Source organism: Devosia sp. Root413D1, from assembly GCF_001425235.1.
Lineage (GTDB): Bacteria > Pseudomonadota > Alphaproteobacteria > Rhizobiales > Devosiaceae > Devosia_A.
Genome location: NZ_LMEA01000010.1, coordinates 358,264 through 372,273, shown reverse-complemented (window position 1 = coordinate 372,273; position 14,010 = coordinate 358,264). Strand labels below are relative to the sequence as shown.

The window sequence follows — 14,010 nt, the reverse complement described above, 5'->3', positions numbered from 1 at the left end:
GTTTTAACAGCTTGGCGCCAGCCAGCGGCAAATCGACTTTGCCGATCGTCCAACCTCGCCTCAACATATGGAGATGAAAATGAAGTCCATTCTGTCCGCCGTCGTGTTCAGCGCCGCCGCAGTCGGTGCTGGTGGCGCAGCTCTCGCTCAGGAGCCCGCCAGGAATGTCGTCCTCGTCCACGGCGCCTTCGCCGACGCCTCGAGCTGGGACAAGGTCGCCGCGATCCTCTCGGCCAAGGGCTACAAGGTGACCCAGGTCGCCAACCCGCTCACCTCGCTCGCCGACGACGTCGCGGCCACCAAGGCGGCTCTCGATGCCCAGGACGGCCCGACCGTGCTGGTTGGCCATTCCTGGGGCGGCGTAGTGATCGGCGAGGCCGGCGCCGACGCCAAGGTCAAGTCGCTGGTCTACGTCTCGGCCTTCGCGCCGGACAAGGGCGAAACGCTGACCAAGCTGCTGTCGGGTGGCGCGCCGAGCGAAGGCGTCAAGGCGATCCGCCCGAACGCCGAAGGTGGCCTGATCTTCGACCCGGCGCAGTACCCTGCTTTGTTCGCCGGCGACCTGCCGGTGGCGGAAGCCGAGGCCAATGCAGCGACGCAGCTGCCCTCGAACCCGGCCAACTTCGATGCGGTGGCTGAGGTCGCCGCCTGGCACGACAAGCCGAACTTCTACGTCGTGACCGCCGAAGACCTGGTGCTGCCCCCCGATGCACAGCGCTTCTTCGCCGGCCGCATCGGCGCCACGGTCACCGAGATCAAGGCCAGCCACTCCGGCCTCATCTCCAAGGCCGAGGACGTTGCCAAGGTGATCGAAGCTGCAGCGCAGTGACGATTGAAACCAAGGAGGCGCCGGCTCAAACCGCCGGCGCCTCGATCCCGTGAATTGCGAACAAAGCAAGAATGATGCTTCCTGATCCGGACCTCCAGCCGGATCGATTCGCGTGCAGACTGCCTTAGCCCCCCACTATCTCGACAAGCTGAACCCCGAGCAGCGGCAGGCGGCGGAGCATCTGGGCGGGCCGCTGCTGGTGATTGCCGGCGCGGGATCGGGCAAGACCAACACGCTGGCGCACCGGGTGGCGCACCTGATCGTCAACGGCGCCGATCCACGCCGTATCCTGTTGATGACCTTCTCGCGCCGCGCTGCCAGCGAGATGCAGCGCCGGGTCGAACGACTGGTGGCGCAGGTGATGGGCGCCAAATCCGGGGTGATCACCGATGCCCTGAGCTGGGCCGGCACCTTCCACGGCATCGGCGCGCGGCTGTTGCGCGAGCACGCTGAACAGATCGGCCTGACGCCCGGCTTCTCGATCCACGATCGCGAAGACTCCGGCGACCTGATCAACATCATCCGGCACGAGATGGGGTTCTCCGAAGCCAAGAAACGCTTCCCGACCAAGGGCACCTGTCTCGCCATCTACTCGCGCGTGGTCAACGCGCAGGACGACCTCGACGCGGTGCTGAAACAGGCCTTCCCCTGGGTCGCCATGTGGGGGCCACAGCTGCGCGAGCTGTTCGCCGCCTATGTCGAACAAAAGCAGCGCCAGCAGGTGCTCGATTACGACGACCTGCTGCTCTACTGGGCCGCCATGATGCGCGAGCCCACCATTGCCGAGGACCTCGGCGGGCGTTTCGACCATGTGATGGTCGATGAGTACCAGGACACCAACCGGCTGCAGGCCTCGATCCTCTTGGCCCTGAAGCCTGATGGCGATGGGCTGACGGTGGTCGGCGACGACGCGCAGTCGATCTACTCGTTCCGCGCCGCCACGGTGCGCAACATCCTCGATTTCCCCGCCGCCTTTACCCCGCCGGCGCGGATGGTGACGCTCGACCGCAACTATCGCTCCACCCAGCCGATCCTCGAGGCCGCCAACGCGGTGATCTCGGAGAGCAAGGAGCGCTTCACCAAGAACCTCTGGACCTCGAGGGTTGCGACCGAGAAGCCGCGGCTGGTGACGGTGAAGGACGAGCCGAGCCAGGCCCGCTACGTGGTCGAAAGCGTCCTCGCCTGCCGCGAGGGCGGCACGGCGCTGAAGCAGCAGGCGGTGCTGTTCCGCACCTCCTCGCACTCGGCCGAGCTCGAGATCGAGCTGACCCGCCGCAACATTCCGTTCGTGAAGTATGGCGGCCTGAAATTCCTCGACAGCGCCCACGTCAAGGACATGCTGGCGCTGCTGCGCTTCGTCGATAACCCGCGCGACCGCGTTGCCGGCTTCCGCGTGCTGCAGCTGCTGCCGGGTATCGGGCCGGGCGCCGCGGGCAAAGTGCTCGACCGTATGGCCGAGAGCCCGGACCCGCTGGTCGAACTGTTGAATACCGCTCCGCCGCCGCGCGGCTCCGAAGCCTGGCCGTCGCTGCTCGAAGTGGTGGAGCACCTCGGCAAGGGCGGTGGCGGCTGGCCGGCCGAACTGCTGCGGGCCCGCATGTGGTACGAGCCGCTGATGGAGGCGGTGTACGAGGATGCCGAGGTCAGGAAGGAAGATCTCTACCAGCTCGAGCAGATCGCCGCCGGCTATCCGAGCCGCGAGCGCTTCATCACCGAGCTGACGCTCGATCCGCCCGATGCCACCTCGGACCAGGCCGGCGTGCCGCTGCTCGACGAGGATTTTCTGATCCTCTCGACCATCCATTCGGCCAAGGGCCAGGAATGGAAGAACGTACATGTGCTGAACGTCGTCGACGGCGCCATCCCGTCAGACCTCGGCACCGGCTCGACCCATGAGCTGGAGGAGGAGCGCCGGCTGCTCTACGTGGCCATGACCCGGGCTCGGGACGAGCTGCACCTGATGGTGCCGCAGCGCTTCTATGTGCACCAGCAGACGCCCTATGGCGACAAGCACGTCTACGCCCAGCGCAGCCGCTTCATCACCAAGGCCATGCTGCCGCTGTTCGACGACATGTTCTGGCCCGCGGTGAAGCCGGCCGCGATCAGCGGCCTTGCCCCAGCGGCGGCGCGCATCGATGTCGGTGCGGGGCTCTTGGCGATGTGGAAGAAATGAAACCCTGACACCCGCTGGCAGGATGATGCGCTAGGCTTGTCAGCATGAAAAAGCTGCTCAACCTCACCCTGCCCCACGCCCGCCGGATCTGGCTGCATGCCCAGCGGCTCGATGAACGCGAACCGTTCGGCGCCGGCCCCGAGGCGACCCGCCAGGCGGTGGAGCAGCTGGGCTATGTGCAGATCGACACCATCAACGTCATCGAGCGCGCCCACCACCACATCCTGTTCACCCGCATCCCGAACTATCGGCGCAGCGACCTGACGCAGGCGCAATCGGTCGACAAGTCGGTGTTCGAGTACTGGACGCACGCCCTCGCCTATGTGCCGGTGCGCGATCTGCCGTTCTACATCGACGAGATGAAGCAGCATCGCAGCGAGCCGATGCGCTGGTATGCCGATGCCGACCCCAACGATCTGAAAAAACTGCTGCGCCAGATCAAGAAAGATGGCGCCATCTCGATCCGAGACATCGATACCGACGAGCTGGTGGAAAAGGACCACCCATGGGGCAGCCGCAAGCCATCTAAGCGCGTGCTGCAATACGGCTTCTTTTCGGGCGAACTGACCATTTCCGAACGCATCGGCATGGTGAAGACCTACGAGTTGATATCGCGGCATTTCGGCAAGCTGCCCAAGGCGGCGACATCGAGGCAGATCGATGCCTACCTGCTCGATCGGGCGCTGACATCGCAAGGGCTGATCAGCGGCCCATCGGTGATGCACCCCAAGCTCCGCTTCACGCCCGAACTGGCCAAGCAGATCGAGACCAGGCGGCGGAAGAAAGCGCTGCTACCGGTGACCATCGGCGACGATCCGACGTTGCACTATGCAACACCCGAAGCGCTGGAAGCGCCGGAGCCCAAGGGCCCGCCGCTGGTGCATATCCTCTCGCCGTTCGACCCGCTGGCCATCCAGCGCCGCCGCACCAGCCTGTTCTTCGGCTACGACCATGTGTTCGAGGCCTATGTGCCCAAGGCCAAGCGCAAGTTCGGCTACTTCACCCTGCCGGTGCTGGCCGGCGACGAGATCGTCGCGGCGCTGGACCTGAAGACCGACCGGGCAGCCGGCAAGGTGCTGATCCAGGCCTGGCACTGGGTGGGCAAGGGCAATGCCGCCGAGCACAAGGCCATGCTCGAGGACGAGCTGGGACGGTTCGAACGGTTTCAGCTGGGGGATTGAGCCCGCAACAAACTCGATGCCCATCTCCCCCTTGGCGGGGGAAAATGGAATTTCTTGGGCTTAGCTTCTTGGCTAAGCACCGTGTCCAACCCACGCCCCCCTCTCTTGCGAAAACTAAGGACTTAGCTGCGCTAAGCCCAAGTTTTCGCTTTCTCCCCCGCCAAGGGGGAGATGGGGCTGGTCCTGGTGAACCCTACCTACCGCGCCCGCACCTTCAGCCCGGTCTGGCTGAGGATCAGTTCCGCCTGCGCTGCCGACACCACCGCACCCTTGAAGCGGCCGGCCTGCGCCAGGATCGAGAGCCCGCCCAGATCGGCGCCGCGCAGGTCCGCATCCTGGAAGCGGGCTCCGTCGATATTGGCTTCGCGGATCGAACAGTTCTCAAAACTCGCCTCGCGGAAATCGCATTTGGCGAGGTCGGCGGAGCTGAAGTCGACGCCGACCAGCGTCTCCTTGCGGAAATTGAAGCCGGGGAGCTTGGCCGAGACCAGCAGGGTGTTGGTGAACCGCACATCCATCGACCTGGCGTCGGCCATGTCGCAGCCGGTGAGCTTGCAATCCTCGAATGATACGGACGACAGCGTCGCGCCGCGAAAGCTCGCATTGTTGAAGTCCGACGCGCGGAACGCCGCATCCTCGAGATTGGCGCCACGGAACAGCGCGAAGGCGCCGCGGCAGTTAAGGAAGCGGGCAAGCTCGAGCTCGGCCTTGCCGAAATCGGTGCGCGCGAAGCTGCAACGCTCGAACACCCAACCGGTGAGATCGAGGTCGGCGAGCTTGGCTTCATCGAGATTGCAGCCGAGGAGGCGGATGGGATCATCGCCCTGAAGGGCGACGACGTCGGCACGAGCGAGGGTGCGGTCTTCAACGGTGACGGTGGGGGGATTCATGTCACTCGTTATAGCGATTGACACTGAGTCGGGCGACGAACCCTCAGAAAATGCACGCGAAAAGTAACCGCTTGGGTCGTTACTTCGGCTTGTACCTGCCGAGGCCCTGGCGATAATGCCCGTGTTAATTTGGGGCAAATCACTATGCGCATTCTGCTTGCCGTCGCGGCCTCCGCGGCGATTTTCTGTTCTACGCCCACCTACGCTGCCATCGAATATGTTCGGGTTTGCCCCCTGTACGGGGCGGGATGGTTCTACATCCCTGGCACCGAGACCTGCTACAACGCCAACACCGGCGAAACAAAGAAGCAAAGCCCGGATGGCACCATCAACGGCGAGAGCGAGATGCTCGAGCAGGTGCGGGACGCCAATGAAGGCGTGGCACTGAGCCTCGCTTTGCCGACCGCGACGGTCGATACGGGCAAGACCTTCGGCGCCGCCGTCAACTTCGGCACCTTCAATGGAGAAAGCGCCGTTGGGGTCGGTGGCGCCATCGTCGCGACCGACGGCCTGACCATCACCGGCGCGGTCGGTGTCGGGCTCAGTCGTGGGACGACCGGCGGTCGGGCCGGCGTCAATTTCTCCTGGTAAGCCGTCCGGTGCGGGACCTGTGCGCCTGGGGTTCGGCGTTCACACGCTCCAGTCGCGCGGGGCTACACCCAGCGTAACGAAGTCCGCGGTCGAGCCATCAGGCGCTCCAACGATCATGATGGGCACCGGGATCGCCAGGTCATTCAGGAACAATGACGCCTCTGTGGCCCCGTATGCCTCGTGCAGCGCAGGTGTTTCGCAGCGGAGCTCCCCTCGTCCGGCCGGAAAGCCCGGGGTGGTGACGAGAGTAAATTCTACCTCGGCGAGCGTTTCGCCATCCGCGTGAAGTTTGCCGATACCATTGATTTGCATAGCGAAAAGCTATGCTGCCGAACCTGACAGTTCGCTGACAGAAAGCAAGAACGGCGCCCTTCTGGGCGCCGTTCCAGGTCGGACTGGTGTCGTCCAACGGCTGCTTAGTTGAAGCGGTAGCGGACCGTGCCGCGCAGCTCGTGGATCCAGTTGTTGTCGATCTCGTAGTAGCTGGTGGTCGTTGGATCGGTCGGGGCGTTGTTGATCTGGTTGATGTAGAGGCCGCGATAGCCCACATCCGCCACCCAGTTGCCCATGTCGTAGCCGACGCCGACCATCACGGCCGCCGCCGCGCTCACGTTGCCGCCGGTCGGGACTGGCACGTCGGCGTTGATCGGCGAGTTGATCTCGGCATGGTTCCAGGCCACGCCGGCGCCGGCGCCGACATAGCCGAAGGCGCCGCCGGCCCCCGAAGAGTAGCTGAAATCGCCGCCGAGGCCGAAGTCGTAGTAAATGTTGGCGAGCGCAACGGTCGAGCGCAGCATCAGGGTGTAGTCACCCGGATCCGGATCGGGCGCGACTTTGGTGATCTTCAGGCCCTTGGTCTCGACCGAGTCGATCGTGCCATCAAAACGCAGACCCGTACCGGTCTCGTAACCGAAGCCCGCGCCCCAGCTGTAGCCGTAGCCGTACTCGACGATTTCATTAATCTCGGCATTTGCCGGGTGCACCACTTCCGGCGCCCAATGCCAGTTCAGCGCGGCCGAGCCGCGCAGGTAGAACGAGCCGCCGATGTCGTAATCGACTTCGGGGATCTCCGGATATTCGGGCATATCGGCCCCCATCACGGGGCCGGCGAGCAGCAGGGCGGTTCCTACCGCAGCCGCTGAGGCAAAATATCTACGCATATTGCAGGGTCCTTGTTGCCACGACGACACCAGTCGAGTGACCCCATCTTGCCTGCCTTTTCTTAAAACCCACTTAACCCTAACGGATAACCCTAATGTCGAGTGAAGGAGATGCGTTAACGAAGTCTTGCTCAGGCAGGCGGTTACTTGAGGCCGGCGCCCCCCTGTCCCCTCCCCTCAACAGCAGGGCAATCGCATATGGAAGCGCCGGATCAGGAATGCTGCAAAACCCGGTGGCTTCCAAAACCCCCTCTCTGGCGAAAACTAAGGACTTAGCTGCGCTAAGCCCAAGTTTTCGCTTTCTCCCCGCCGAGGGGGAGAGTCCCGACGGATACTCCGGCGCAAGTGGAAAGCATGGATCATCTCCCCCTTGGCGGGGGAGAAAGCAAAATCTTAGGTTCAGCCGTTTGGCTAAGCCTTAGATTTTGCAAGAGAGGGGCGTGGGAGGCACGATGGGTCAGCCGCCTCTCTACCGCTAACCCGCCAGAATGGCTGAGCGGTTAGGCGACCTTCTTGATTGTCGCGGCAATCTCGGTGACCACGGCGAGGACCAGGCCTTCGTCGTCGCTCTCGGCCATCACCCGGATCACCGGCTCGGTGCCGGAGGGACGGATGACCAGGCGCCCGGTATCGCCAAGGCGGGCCTGGCTTTCCTTGATCGCCTGCTGCACCAGCTTGTGCTCAAGGGGCTTACCCTCCTTGTAGCGCACCGACTGCAAGAGCTGCGGCACCTTGTCGAAGCGCTTGCAAATCTCGGACACCGCGCGTCCCGCCTGCTTGGCCACCGCAAGCAGCTGCAGGCCGGCAATGAGACCATCGCCCGTCGTGGTGAAATCGGAGAGGATGATGTGGCCCGATTGCTCGCCGCCGACATTGAAACCCTTGGCGCGCATCGCTTCGAGCACGTAGCGGTCGCCCACCTGGGTGCGCTCGAGGCTGAGCCCGATGCCGCCCAGATACCGCTCCAGCCCGAGATTGCTCATCACCGTGGCAACCAGCCCGCCGCCCTTGAGCTCGCCGCGGGCGTGCCAGGATTGCGCGATCACCGCCATGAACTGGTCGCCATCGACGATCTCGCCCTTTTCATCGACGATGATCACCCGGTCGGCGTCGCCATCGAGCGCGATGCCGATATCGGCGCGCAGCTCCTTCACCTTGGCGATCAGCGCCTCGGGGGCGGTCGAGCCGACCTTGTCGTTGATGTTGAAGCCATCGGGCTCGTTGCCGATGACGAACACTTCGGCGCCCAGTTCCCACAGCGCCGTCGGCGCCACCTTGTAGGCCGCGCCATTGGCGCAATCGAGCACGACGCGCAGGCCGCTCAGGTCGATGCCCTTGGGCATGGTGCGCTTGGCATATTCGATATAGCGGGTCTGGGCCGCTTCGTCGCGATGCGCGCGGCCGATGTCGCGGCCGACGCTCAGCTGGCCCAGCATGTTGGAATCCATCAGCTGCTCGATATCGTCCTCGAGCGCGTCGGAAAGCTTGTAGCCGTCGTGCCGGAACAGCTTGATGCCGTTGTCGTCGAACGGGTTGTGCGAGGCCGAGATCATCACCCCGAGGTCAGCGCGCAGCGAACGCGTCAGCATGGCGACGGCCGGCGTCGGCATCGGGCCGAGCAGATAGACGTCCATCCCGACGGCGGTGAAGCCGGCGGTCAGTGCGCTCTCGATCATATAGCCGGAGCGGCGCGTGTCCTTGCCGATGACGACGCGGTTGCGGTGGTCGCCGTTGACGAACTTGAGACCCGCCGCCATGCCGACCTTCATCGCCAGCTCGGGAGTGAGTTTTTCGCCGTTCGCCAGCCCGCGAATGCCGTCCGTGCCGAAATATCTGCGCGCCATGAGAAGCCCTCGATTGGGGGAGCGCCAATCTAGCGCCCAGCCCCCAGCATACGAAATAGATTGGTGCCGTTTCGTTAACCGGCCGATCCCGGCGGATGTAGGGCTGCGCTGCCGATTGCCGGCAGGTGTTGCCACCCCGCCGCAGATTTAGCCGGCACGGCGCTCCAGCGTCATGAACCGGTAGGTATTGTTGGCGAGGAACAGCTCCGGTGTGCGGCACTCAGCCCCCAACCGCTCGCTGATGCGCTGACGCTCTCTGTGGCTGACCAACAGGCCGTAGGCGTGCCTCGCCAGCCAATGGGTGAGGGGACGCCTGTCCGCGAGCAGACCGCCAAGCTGCGTCACCATCGGCGACAGCAAATCGCGATAGAGCATCCGGTCGATCTCGATCGAAGGCGCGGCAAGCGCTGTCACGTCCTCGTTGCCGGTGATGGCGAAGCCCGAGCCTTCGACCGCTTTCAGGAACGTGCTGTAGCGGTGCCCACCGCCGATTGCCCTGCCCCCTTGATAACCCGCCGAACGGAAGCAGTCGGCGATCACCACCCGGCCGTCCGGCGCCAGCAATTCGCCGAGCCTGGCGAAGGAGGCGTCGAGCGGGATGTACTGGTAGCTCTCGGCGAACAGGCAGACGTCGAAGCGCTCGCCCGGCGCGAAATCCTCGAGCCGCGAGAGATGCACCGTCGCGGCGCCGTCGAGCGCTTCGCGTGCGATGCCGACCTGCACCTCGCTGGGCGTCAGCATCTCCACGGTGTAGCCGAGCGAAGCCAGCCGGCCGGCCATGGCGCCGGTGCCGCCGCCGATATCGAGAACGCTCGCCGGCGCCGGCGGCAGCAGCGCCAGGAGCTTGTCGACATAGCGCTCCTGCGCCTGCCGCACCCTGGGAAAGCTCGGTGTCTCGCCCTCCAGCCACAGCCCATAGTGCAGCCACGGCGTATCGGCGAACACCTTCAGCATGTGGGCGAACAGATCGAGGTCGGCGTGCTGGTTCGGCGTTTTCAAGCGGCGTGGCTCCTGGGGCCCATTCAGGAAGTGTGTTGCAGACTCTTTGGTTCGAACGCCTGACCAAATCAAAAGATCTGGGGCGGTTTGGGGCAGCCGGGCGCAAAAACACAGCCGGCAAACGACCATAAAACAAAAGGGCCGCCCCGAAGGGCGGCCCTGCTGTGGATTTGGGAAGCGTCAGCTGCCCGGCTGCGGCTCGGGCGCGGCGCCCGGCTCAGCGTCCGGGCGCTTCTTGCCCGACTTGCCGGCCGTCGGCACACCGGTCGACTTCACCGGCGGATCGATGTCGGACGGACGGAGCGGCGTCTTGCCCTCCATCAGGCCGCGGATCTCGTCACCGGTCAGCGTCTCGAACTCGAGCAGCGCCTGGGCGATGGTGTGGAGATCGTCGATGTTATCGCGGATCACCTTCTGCGCCGTCTGATAGCCTTCGTCGACGAAGCGCTTCACCTCGGCATCGACCACCTGCTGGGTCTCGTCCGACATGTGCGTGTTGCGCTGCATCATCGAACGGCCGAGGAACACCTCGTCCTGCGCATCGCCATAGAGCAGCGGCCCGAGCTTATCGGACATGCCCCATTCGGTCGCCATGGCACGAGCCAGGCCCGTTGCCATCTTGATATCGGCCGAAGCACCCGAGGTCACCTTCTCGTAGCCGAAGATTTCCTCTTCGGCGACGCGGCCACCCATGGCGACAGCCAGGTCGGCATAGGCCTTGCGGCGGGTCAGCGACACCTGATCACGCTCCGGCAGGCGCATCACCATGCCCAGCGCACGACCGCGCGGAATGATGGTGGCCTTATGGATCGGATCGGACGCATCCATCTTGATGGCGAGCAGCGCGTGCCCGGCTTCATGATAGGCGGTGAGCTTCTTGTCTTCCTCGGTCAGGCTGAGGGTGCGGCGCTCGGCGCCCATCATCAGCTTGTCCTTGGCATCCTCGAATTCGCTCATCGTGACGAAACGCTTGTTGCGGCGAGCCGCCAACAGGGCACCCTCGTTGACGAGGTTCATCAGGTCGGCGCCGGAGAACCCGGGCGTGCCGCGGGCCAGCACCTTGAGATCCACATCGGGAGCCAGCGGCACCTTGCGCACGTGCACCTTGAGGATCTTCTCGCGACCCTGCACATCCGGGTTCGGCACCACGACCTGGCGGTCGAAGCGGCCCGGACGCAGCAGCGCCGGATCCAGCACGTCGGGACGGTTGGTCGCGGCGATGAGGATGATGCCCTCGTTCGCCTCGAAGCCGTCCATCTCGACCAGCAACTGGTTCAGCGTCTGCTCGCGCTCGTCGTTACCACCGCCGAGGCCTGCGCCACGGTGACGGCCGACAGCGTCGATTTCGTCGATGAAGATGATGCACGGGGCGTTCTTCTTGGCCTGCTCGAACATGTCGCGGACACGCGAAGCGCCCACGCCAACGAACATTTCCACGAAATCCGAACCCGAGATGGTGAAGAACGGCACATTGGCCTCGCCGGCGACGGCGCGTGCAATCAGCGTCTTACCGGTACCCGGCGGGCCGACCAGCAGCACGCCGCGCGGGATCTTGCCGCCCAGCCGCTGGAACTTGCCCGGGTCACGCAGGAACTCGACGATTTCTTCGAGGTCCTGCTTGGCCTCGTCGACACCGGCGACATCCTCGAAGGTGATCTTGCCCTGCGTCTCGGTCAACAGCTTGGCGCGGCTCTTGCCGAAGCCCATGGCACCGCCACGGCCTCCACCCTGCATCTGCCGGATGAAGAAGAACCACACGCCGATAATGACGAGGAACGGCAGCCACGAGGTCAGCAACATGCCCCAGAACGGGCTCGACTCCGGCTGCTGCGCAGTGATCTGCACGCCGCGCTGTTCGAGCCGCGAGATGATGTCGGAGCCCTGCGGCGGCAACACCGTCTCGAACTTGGTGCCGTTGTTCAGCACCCCCGAAACCACGTCGTTGGTGATGGTCACCGACTGGACGCTGCCTGCATCGACGTCGGAGACGAACTGGCTGTAGCTCTTGTCCGTCGTCGCTATCGAGCGGGTCGACGACTGAAAGACCTGAAACAGGCCCATCAGCATGAACAGAATTACCAGCCAGATGGCGAAATTCCGGAAATTGACGTTCATCAATCCTGTCCTGAAGTCCGGCACGGGAGACGCCGGATAGTTGGGGCGAATGTAGGCCTCGCTCCTGGGCCTTACAAGGTATCGGCGGGCCGAAACTGGTGCGGCGGTTTGGCCGAAAAGTCGAGAGAGCTTGCGCTTTTCCGGTTAATTCCGTGTCACGGAGCTGTCGGACCTCACGCGGGATTGACGCGCCGCCTGCCGGCCAGCCTCCCGCGCGACGGTGATAGTCACGCCGTCGCTGCTGATAAGACAACCATGCAAACTTGTCCGCTTCAGGGCCGGCTCCATCCGCAAGCGATCGGTCAAGGCTTCAACCGGCGCGAGATCATGCGGCTTCTGTCCGCCCCCCACCCGGTCCAGCAGGTTGGCCACCACCCGGATCGCCACGGCGCGCGGCAGCTTGACCAGCATGGCGCGCGCCACGCTGCCGGAGCCGGTCACCGGATCGAGGGGTGTCACCACGGCTGCCGCCATCCCGGCAAGCGCCTGGTCCGCATCGCGCATCCGGTCGGCGAAGCGCGACAGCCGGCGCGCGTCGAGCCCCAGCGCCGCCAGTTGCGGCAGCATCTGGCGCCAGCGGACCCGCTCGTAATCGGTATCGAAATTGCCGGGATCCCGCGCCGGCGCCAGGTCGGACGCGGCAACCAGGTTCGCCAGATCCGCCGGATCGACGCCAAGCAGCGGCCGCACCACGATCAGCCCGCCGATCTCGGCGAGATAGTCCATGCCGCGCAGCCCTTCGATGCCGCTGCCATGCGCCAGCCGCATCAGCACCGTCTCCGCCTGATCGGCAAGGTGATGCGCGGTAACGAGAACCTCGGTGCCGTCGGCGGCCATGGCATCGGCAATCAGTCCGTAGCGCGCCGCGCGCGCCGCCTGCTGGATGCCGGTTGCAGGCTTCGGCCCGTCCCAGCGGAGGGCGCGGGCAGTAAGCCCAAGCTTGCCGGCCGCCGCGGTGACATAAGCCACCTCCCCTGCCGCTTCGGGCCGCAGCCCATGATCGACCGAGTAGACGACAAAGCGGTCATGCGCTCCATGCCGGCCGGCGAACTCGACCGCCAGCAGCAGCAGCGCCAGGCTGTCGGGCCCGCCGGAAACAGCGAGCCCCACCCGCCGGAACTCGGCGAGCGGGGCGAAGATCGCCTCGCTGTCGATCAGCTCACCGGGCATTTCGCCTTCTGCGCTTCCTCATCGAGGCGCTGCGTGAACGCCGGGCTGAGTTGCGGGTAGCGCTGCTTCAGCGTGTAGAAGGTGCGGCACCCCACATCCACCTGGTCGGCGCCGACCAGCGCCACACCGAGCTTCAGCATCATGTCCGGGGCGCGCTTGCTATCCTTGTGCCTGGTGTAGCCATCGGCCAGCACCTGCGCCGCATCGGTGAACTGGCCCTGCTGAATCAGGGCTTCGCCGAGCCAGTTGATCGCATCGGGCGTCTGCGGATCGTCGGGATAAAGTGCGACGAACTGCTGGAACTGGTCGGAAGCAAAGGCATAGTCGCCGCGGGTCATGGCGTCGTAACCCGCATCGTACTGCGCCTTGGCGTCGCCGCTCGAGATTTCCCCGCCGCCCCCCAACGACAGGTCGAGTGGACGCCCACCGAGCGGATCCTCTCCCGTCATGGTGCCGAGCTGGTCGATGCCACCCTTGAGCAGCGGATCGGCGGAGTCCCCGAGGGCGTCCATCGGTTCGCCGTTGAGATCTGCCAGCGGCAGATCGTCCATCGGTGCGGCCGCCGCAGGCGCATCAGGCGTTGCGGCAGTGGCGGGAGCCTCCTGGGCCGGAGGCTGTTGCGCCGGAGTCTGTTGGGCGGAGGTCTGCGGCAGCGTATCGGACGGCGTCACGCCGTCAGTTGGCGCTGCCGCCTGTGGTTTTCCCCCAGCACCGCCTTCCAGTTCCTGGAAGCGGAACTCATTGTCCTCGGCCTGCTTGGCGAGCTGCGTCTGCATCTGGGTGAGCTGGAACTCCAGCCCCTCGACGCGCCCGGTGAGCGTGCGGATCAGGTCCTCGAGCTCCTGGATGCGCACCAGCAACTGGGCGCTCGACTGCTGGTTCTGCGCCACATGGATGCGCGTCTCGGTGATCGCCCTGGGCGGCAGCAGCGCATCGGCCGGCAGCGGGCTGGCGGCGGCGAGCGCCGGCACGGTCAGCACCGAGGCCAAGAGGGAGGCGAGCAGGGCGGCATAGATCGCGGGTCGGGAGGCCGATCCACGAATTGGGGGCAGTTTCAC

General features: G+C 65.0%; 12 protein-coding genes. 4 read left to right on the top strand and 8 right to left on the bottom strand.

The window, feature by feature from the left end; genetic code table 11:
- The first annotated feature begins 79 nt into the window (after positions 1 to 79).
- The 3 genes from ASC89_RS16480 to ASC89_RS16470 all read left to right on the top strand — a co-directional run bounded on the left by ASC89_RS16480 (position 80) and on the right by ASC89_RS16470 (position 4,183).
- Complete coding sequence (locus tag ASC89_RS16480; RefSeq protein WP_055883192.1) at positions 80 to 829, top strand: alpha/beta fold hydrolase; 750 nt, start codon at positions 80 to 82, stop codon at positions 827 to 829.
- A gap of 112 nt (positions 830 to 941) precedes the next feature.
- Entirely contained in the window at positions 942 to 3,002 is a 2,061-nt protein-coding gene (locus ASC89_RS16475) for an ATP-dependent helicase (protein WP_055999686.1), read from the top strand.
- A gap of 44 nt (positions 3,003 to 3,046) precedes the next feature.
- Positions 3,047 to 4,183, top strand: coding sequence for a winged helix-turn-helix domain-containing protein (locus ASC89_RS16470; RefSeq protein WP_055999683.1), 1,137 nt, complete (start codon positions 3,047 to 3,049; stop codon positions 4,181 to 4,183).
- Positions 4,184 to 4,380: 197 nt separating this feature from the next.
- On the opposite strand, the gene ASC89_RS16465 is transcribed toward ASC89_RS16470, so the two are convergent.
- On the bottom strand, positions 4,381 to 5,073 hold the full coding sequence (locus tag ASC89_RS16465; protein WP_055999680.1) for a pentapeptide repeat-containing protein: 693 nt from the start codon (positions 5,071 to 5,073) through the stop codon (positions 4,381 to 4,383).
- Between the two features lie 144 nt (positions 5,074 to 5,217).
- On the opposite strand from ASC89_RS16465, the gene ASC89_RS16460 reads away from it, so the two are divergent.
- Positions 5,218 to 5,664 carry a porin gene (locus ASC89_RS16460; protein ID WP_055883182.1) on the top strand — a complete coding sequence of 149 codons (447 nt, stop codon included), beginning with the start codon at positions 5,218 to 5,220 and terminating at the stop codon, positions 5,662 to 5,664.
- A 39-nt stretch (positions 5,665 to 5,703) separates the two neighbouring features.
- Here the strand turns inward: ASC89_RS16460 and ASC89_RS16455 are convergent, their stop codons facing one another.
- The 7 genes from ASC89_RS16455 to ybgF all read right to left on the bottom strand — a co-directional run bounded on the left by ASC89_RS16455 (position 5,704) and on the right by ybgF (position 14,010).
- A complete protein-coding gene (locus ASC89_RS16455; protein WP_055999677.1) occupies positions 5,704 to 5,976 on the bottom strand; it encodes a hypothetical protein in 273 nt (90 codons plus the stop codon).
- 104 nt (positions 5,977 to 6,080) lie between these two features.
- Entirely contained in the window at positions 6,081 to 6,824 is a 744-nt protein-coding gene (locus tag ASC89_RS16450; RefSeq protein WP_156384650.1) for an outer membrane protein, read from the bottom strand.
- Between the two features lie 500 nt (positions 6,825 to 7,324).
- On the bottom strand, positions 7,325 to 8,668 hold the full coding sequence (gene glmM, locus ASC89_RS16445) for a phosphoglucosamine mutase (RefSeq protein ID WP_055883176.1): 1,344 nt from the start codon (positions 8,666 to 8,668) through the stop codon (positions 7,325 to 7,327).
- Positions 8,669 to 8,815: 147 nt separating this feature from the next.
- Positions 8,816 to 9,667: a bifunctional 2-polyprenyl-6-hydroxyphenol methylase/3-demethylubiquinol 3-O-methyltransferase UbiG gene (locus tag ASC89_RS16440; RefSeq protein ID WP_055999672.1), complete on the bottom strand. Its 852-nt coding sequence runs from the start codon at positions 9,665 to 9,667 to the stop codon at positions 8,816 to 8,818.
- 180 nt (positions 9,668 to 9,847) lie between these two features.
- Positions 9,848 to 11,782, bottom strand: a complete 1,935-nt coding sequence (gene ftsH, locus ASC89_RS16435; protein ID WP_055883172.1) for an ATP-dependent zinc metalloprotease FtsH — start codon at positions 11,780 to 11,782, stop codon at positions 9,848 to 9,850.
- Between the two features lie 144 nt (positions 11,783 to 11,926).
- A complete protein-coding gene (gene tilS / locus ASC89_RS16430) occupies positions 11,927 to 12,952 on the bottom strand; it encodes a tRNA lysidine(34) synthetase TilS (protein ID WP_055999669.1) in 1,026 nt (341 codons plus the stop codon).
- Positions 12,937 to 14,010: a tol-pal system protein YbgF gene (ybgF, locus tag ASC89_RS16425; RefSeq protein ID WP_162247951.1), complete on the bottom strand. Its 1,074-nt coding sequence runs from the start codon at positions 14,008 to 14,010 to the stop codon at positions 12,937 to 12,939. The genes tilS and ybgF overlap by 16 nt, the downstream gene beginning before the upstream one ends.